The following is a 3,219-nucleotide window of genomic DNA, read 5'->3' as shown; positions in this document are numbered from 1 at the left end:
CGGGCGACCACCGCCTACGGCGACATCACCGCCCGCAGCCTCTGAACCCCGAACACCCCCGAACACCCCCGAAGGAGCACAGCCATGACCAACGCGACCTCGACCTCCACATGGACCGGCATGGTGCCGATCGACGACACGGCCCTGGCCGTCACCGACACCGGCGGCCCCGGCATCCCCGTGGTCTACCTCAACGGCCAGTTCGCCACCCAGGGGTACTGGCGGCGGGTCATCGACGAACTGGGCACGGGCTGGCGGCACATCACCTACGACGAGCGGGCTCGCGGCAAGAAGTCGAAGCTCTCCGCGGACTACTCCTTCGAGGCGGCCGTCCGGGACGTCGACGCCGTCCTCGCGGCCAGGGGCGTCGACCGCGCGCTGGTGGTGGGCTGGTCCTACGGGGCGGTCGTCGGGGCGCACTGGGCCGCCCGGAACCCGGACCGTGCCATCGGCGCGGTCCTGGTCGACGGCGCGGCCCCGTACGACTGGCTCGACGACGCCATGGAGCAGCGGATCCGCAAGCTGTTCCGGCGGATCGGCTGGCTCACGCCGCTGCTGCGCCCGACGGGCCTGACTCCGCGGATGTCCGCCGCGGAGCAGGCGGAGAGCAACATCGAACTCGGCAAGCTCTCCCGCGAGCGCGAACTGGGCCCCGTGCTGGACGGCATCAGCGTTCCGGTGCGGTACGTCCTCGCCTCGGGAACCTCCTTCGGGAGCAAGGGCGATGAGCAGGAGAAGATCCGTGCGGGCCTTGACCCGGTATTCGAGCGCAATCCGAACATCCGGCTCGGCGCGAAGGTCGCCAGCAACCACGGCGCCATCCTGAAGAAGGACTTCCGGGCCATCGCCGATTCCGTACGCGAGGTCGCCGCCCTCGAACGCGGGGGCCACTGAAACCTCTGGATCCTTCCGCCGGGCGACCTTCCCCGCAGGCCGGCCCCGCTACCCGTTCTCCATGTCCTCGCGGAAGGCCTTCTGGAACTGGCGCATGTACGCGGTGGTGCCGCCGACGGTCTTCTGCAGTCCGACGCGGGTCTGTACGTCCACGCCGACCGCGATCTGTGTGCCCCTGGTGGGCCTCGCCGCGTGCTGGGCCGACCAGTACGCGTACTCGATCGCGGCGATCCGCGCGTGTGCCTGGTCGGCGCGCGGGTCGTTGCTGGGGATGGCGTACAGCTCCGTCAGCTCGGCCCGCGTGAACACGCTGTGGATGTCCCGGGCCCCGTGTTCGCCCGCCACCGTCTTGATCCCGTCGATGGCGTCGGCGACACGGGCGCCCACGGTGTCCTCGCCCTCCAGGCCGCGTTCCTTGAGCTGGTCCCGGATGTGCTTCGCGGCCGTCTGGCGCGGAGCGCCGGGGGAGACCTCGTCGCGGCGCAGTCCGAAGATGCTCGCCGCCGCGCTGAACTGCTTCCTGATCGCCTCCATCCGCTGCACCTGCGGCACGCCGTCGGTACGAGCCTCCCCGGCCGGGCCCGTCCCTGCTCCGGCCCGCTGCACCGCACGGCTCACGGGCACGCTCCCGGACAGCGCGCGGGTGGCGTTCGCCTCGGCCTCGCGCTCGAACCGGTCGGACGGATCGCTGACCCGCAGGCCGTTGCCGTGGTCCGTACCGGCCACCGGCCCCTTGCGCTGCTGGATGACGTGGGTCAGTTCGTGGGCGAGCGTGTGCCGGTCCGCGCCGCCCTCCCCGATGACCACGTGGCTGCCCGAGGTGTAGGCGCGGGCGCCCAGATCGGCCGCGGAGGCCTTCGCGGCTCCGCCGGTGTGGATGCGTACGTCGGAGAAGTCGGCGCCGAGCCGCGCTTCCATGTCCGTACGGGTGGCGTCGTCCAGCGGGCGGCCGCCTTCGCGCAGGACGTCGTGGACCGCGGAGCGCTGGACCTGCGGCTGTTCGGTCCCGTGGCCGCAGCCGGCGCCGTGCCGGTGCTCTTCCTGCTCCCCGGAGCGTCCGGACCGGCGGAGGAACTGCACGACGGCGGCGTTTCCCGCGGCGGCCTGCAACCGGTGCAACGAGTGCGGCGGAGTCCCGCCGGCGGCCGGGGCGGGGCCCCGGTTCTGGATACGGCCGCCTTGCCCGGTGTCGGCGTTCTTGTCTCGGTCTCGGTCTCGGTCGGGAGCGCGCATGGGCCCACCCTGTACGAGACCTCCCGCCGGGAACAGGTACGCAGGGGCAGACCGTGGTGTCCTCACGGGAACGGGAAACTGACCCCCCTCCGCAGGCCTTCGCCCTGAACGCGGCTCAGGCGGTGCTGTCCGGGGACGATTCGGGTTTCGTGTGGAGGACCTCGCGGGCCTGGTCCGCTGCGCGGGCGATGCTCTCGGAGACGAAGTCGATGAAGCGGGCGATGTTCTCCAGGCGGGCGGCCGCGGGGGAGTCGGGCCCGAGGACGGCGACGCCCTGGCGCGCGATCTCGCCGAGGTGGGCGGTGGCGCGGGCGCTGGCCATCGTCGACTGGTACATGACGTCGTCGTCGACGACGTAGCGCTCGCGGCGGCGTTCGTCGCGTTCCCGGCGGATGAGGCCCTGGCTTTCGAGGAACGTGATCGCCTTGGAGATGGACGCCGGGCTGACCTGGAGGCTCGCGGCGAGCTCGGAGGCGGTGAGGCTGCCGGCGTCGGTGGTGTAGAGGCCGGCCAGCACTCGGGCCGTCATCTTGGGGAGGCCCGATTGCATGAACACGGTGGCGAACACCTCCTCGTACTCGCGCACCGCCTCGGCATCGCGACCGTGGGCGTGGGCCGTCCCTCCCGACCCCGGGGGCGCGGCCCTTCTGCGCCGGTGGGTGCGGCGTTCGGTGGCGCGGTGGGCCAGGTCGGCGCGGTAGGCGGTGGGGCCGCCGTTGCGCATGACCTCGCGGGTGACGGTCGAGGTGGGGCGGTCGAGACGTCTGGCGATCTCCGCGTAGGCGAGCCCGTCGGCCACCCCCAGCGCGATCTGCTGGCGTTCCTGCTGGGTGAGCCTGCCTCCCGGCATCGCGATCTCCTTCCACGTGTCCCTGACTTCGCCAGCATAGCGTTCACTCTCCATCCAATGCAACGAGAAGAGGAGCTGACGTTGCGTTAAAACCAGTGCGGTTGCAACGATATTGGGACTCTGACCTGCTGTCATTGTATTTCTGCGCAACGAAGGCGTTGCGTGATTCTTGAACGCTACGTAGCTTTTCCCTCATCGGAAACATCGAGTGAGTCCAACAGGAGCCTGTCATGCAGAAGTTC

3 protein-coding genes are annotated in these 3,219 nt (G+C 70.8%); 1 reads left to right on the top strand and 2 read right to left on the bottom strand.

Features of this window, described 5'->3' with window-relative positions; all coding sequences use genetic code 11:
- The first annotated feature begins 84 nt into the window (after positions 1-84).
- The gene (locus ADK52_RS06640; protein ID WP_053688837.1) at positions 85-894 is read left to right on the top strand and encodes an alpha/beta hydrolase; all 810 of its coding nucleotides are present in this window, start codon (positions 85-87) and stop codon (positions 892-894) included.
- A gap of 48 nt (positions 895-942) precedes the next feature.
- Here the strand turns inward: ADK52_RS06640 and ADK52_RS44935 are convergent, their stop codons facing one another.
- Complete coding sequence (locus tag ADK52_RS44935; RefSeq protein WP_420714810.1) at positions 943-1,974, bottom strand: DUF4157 domain-containing protein; 1,032 nt, start codon at positions 1,972-1,974, stop codon at positions 943-945.
- A 268-nt stretch (positions 1,975-2,242) separates the two neighbouring features.
- Positions 2,243-2,977, bottom strand: coding sequence for a GbsR/MarR family transcriptional regulator (locus tag ADK52_RS06630; protein WP_053688836.1), 735 nt, complete (start codon positions 2,975-2,977; stop codon positions 2,243-2,245).
- Positions 2,978-3,219: the final 242 nt, after the last annotated feature.

This window comes from Streptomyces sp. WM6372 (assembly GCF_001279655.1).
Classification (GTDB): domain Bacteria; phylum Actinomycetota; class Actinomycetes; order Streptomycetales; family Streptomycetaceae; genus Streptomyces.
The sequence above is the reverse complement of the archived record's forward strand: the minus strand, read 5'-3'. Positions and strand labels throughout refer to the sequence as shown.

Excerpts from the sequence above, each read along its gene's own strand:
- ADK52_RS06630 (WP_053688836.1), bottom strand. The coding sequence starts at position 2,977 with ATGCCGGGAGGCAGGCTCACCCAGCAGGAACGCCAGCAGATCGCGCTG.
- ADK52_RS06640 (WP_053688837.1), top strand. The coding sequence starts at position 85 with ATGACCAACGCGACCTCGACCTCCACATGGACCGGCATGGTGCCGATC.